This is a genomic window from Thermogutta sp. (assembly GCF_014359955.1).
Lineage (GTDB): Bacteria > Planctomycetota > Planctomycetia > Pirellulales > Thermoguttaceae > Thermogutta.
Window position 1 is genome coordinate 1 of sequence record NZ_JACIYL010000732.1, and the last position, 2,230, is coordinate 2,230.

Annotated in this window: 3 protein-coding genes; 2 read left to right on the forward strand and 1 reads right to left on the reverse strand. The window is 61.9% G+C overall.

The window, feature by feature from the left end:
• Positions 1–968, forward strand: a 968-nt coding sequence (locus H5U08_RS16395) for a 3'-5' exonuclease (RefSeq protein ID WP_297035505.1), incomplete at its 5' end; no start/stop codon positions are given.
• A gap of 37 nt (positions 969–1,005) precedes the next feature.
• On the forward strand, positions 1,006–1,782 hold the full coding sequence (locus H5U08_RS16400) for a DUF480 domain-containing protein (protein WP_297035508.1): 777 nt from the start codon (positions 1,006–1,008) through the stop codon (positions 1,780–1,782).
• A gap of 50 nt (positions 1,783–1,832) precedes the next feature.
• Here H5U08_RS16400 and H5U08_RS16405 read toward each other — a convergent pair.
• A partial coding sequence (locus tag H5U08_RS16405; RefSeq protein WP_297035510.1) for a DUF1501 domain-containing protein occupies positions 1,833–2,230 on the reverse strand: 398 nt, incomplete at its 5' end.

Genomic DNA, 2,230 nt, shown 5'->3' on the forward strand with positions numbered 1-2,230 from the left:
TGCGGGAGTTTGCCGCTGCGCACGGGCTTTGTCTGCTGGAGGCCGCCCGGCGTGCCGACGCCATCCCCGAATTCAGCCTCCGCACGATGGGAGCGTTCCGGGGCTTCGTTACTCTTTATGATCGGCTGGTAGCCGCCGCCCAGGGATCCGTGGAAGAACTGCTGGGCCTGGTGCTCACCGAAACCGGCTATCGCGAGTACCTGGAAAGATCCCAGCACATGGAAGATCAGGAGCGACTGGCGAATATTGAGGAGCTTCTCACCGTGGCCCGCCAGTTCGACGAGCGCTACGGCGAAGCCGCCAGTCTGGAATCGTTTCTCGAAGAGACCTCGCTGGTCAGCGACACGGACGCCCTGGATGAGAGTGCCGACCGGGTGACGCTCATGACGCTTCACGCCTCCAAGGGCCTGGAGTTTCCCGTGGTGTTTCTCGTGGCGTGCGAACAGGGCATCCTTCCCCACGAACGCAGCCGCAACGACATGGATGAACTGGAAGAAGAACGCCGACTCATGTTTGTCGGCATCACCCGGGCCAAGCAGGAATTGCAGATCAGTATGGCCGAGTACCGGGATTTCCGAGGTCAGCGCAAGCTGACCATCCCCAGCCAGTTTTTGATGGAGTTGCCTCGCGAACATCTGGAAATCGTCACGTCTTCCAGGGCGGCGAGCCGCTCCACATCGTGGGTGGGGACCAGCCCGGCGCGGGAACCGGCCTTCCGCGGCTCGACCTGGGAGGCTCCGCGCCGCACCAGCGCTGTGCCGCCATCCCCACCGCGGCGTGCTCAAGGTGGCGCGCTGACTCCCGACGATTTCGTGCTCAACATGTCGGTCGTGCATCCTCGATACGGCGTGGGCCGGATTGTGGCCCTCAGCGGTTCGGGCGACGCCCGCAAGGCCACCGTGGATTTCGGCGGTGCCATCGGCAAAATGAAATTCATCCTCTCTCAAAGTCCGCTGCGTCCGAAATAACACGACGGTTCATTACCAGACGAGAGGGATCGGACGGATGAACGACGAATACCAAGGCGATGCAGTCAATCCGCAACCGGAAGGCTCGACCAAACGCTGGCGTCCTTTGCCTGCCATTGAGCGCCGTGTCCTCGGCGTGCTCGTGGAAAAGGCCAAAACGGTTCCGTCCTCCTATCCCATGACGCTCAACGCCATCGTCACCGGTTGCAACCAGAAGAGCAACCGCGACCCCGTCATGGAGCTTACGGAAGAGGTCGTGGAGCGGGCACTAGACAATCTCCGCCAAATGGGCGCGGTGGGGATTGTCCAGGGTATGGGTCGGGTGGATAAATACCGTCACTATCTTTACGAGTGGCTGGGGGTCAACAAAGAGGAACTGGCGATCATCGCGGAACTGCTTCTCCGCGGTCCCCAAACAGAAGGTGAACTCCGCGCTCATGCCTCCCGCATGGACCCCATCCCCGATCTGCCGACCCTGCGGCAGCATCTGGACTCGCTCAAGGCCAAAGGACTGATCATCGACCTGACCCCTCCCGGCCGAGGACACGTCGTGGCCCACAATCTCTATCCCGAGCCGGAACTGGCACGACTCAGGCAGCGGTACTCCGCGGTGGCTGTTCGGGAGCCGTCCTTGTCCACAACCGACATTCCGGAACCCCGGAGTGGTTCTGGGGAGGCTTTCAGCCCCGTGGGCTCTTCCCCAGAAGTCGAAGAACTCCGACAGGAACTTGCCGAGTTGAAACAAACGGTGGCCGGTATCCTCCAGGAGCTGGCCACCATCAAAAAAGAACTGGGGCTGAACGGCGAATCCTGAGCGGCGGGCGCATCCTCCGCGGATCAATCGGCACCTTCCGCCCGGCAACATCAGGTGAAAAGGGGGACTTCGGAAAACTGGGAACCGAGAATCGTTTGGCTCGGGACACCCAGCCATCGGTCCAGGAATGTCGCATAGAGCGAGCGAAAATCCACCTGGTGTTTGACGCCTCCATTCTCGACCTGGTCGAGCGGGGGGTGCCTGCCGATCAAACCGCCGCGGATGGCTCCCCCCATGACAAAGACCGGAGCAGCCGAGCCGTGATCCGTTCCTTTCCGCCCGTTTTCCCGGATCGTTCGCCCGAACTCCGAATACGTATAAACAACCACCCGATCCAGGAGTCGATGGCGCTGGAGTGCGCGTCCAAAAGCGGCGAGGCCACTGGCGAGCTCACCGAGCAGGGCGCCATGATTGGCCGCTTGGAGGGCGTGGGTATCGAAGCTGCCGG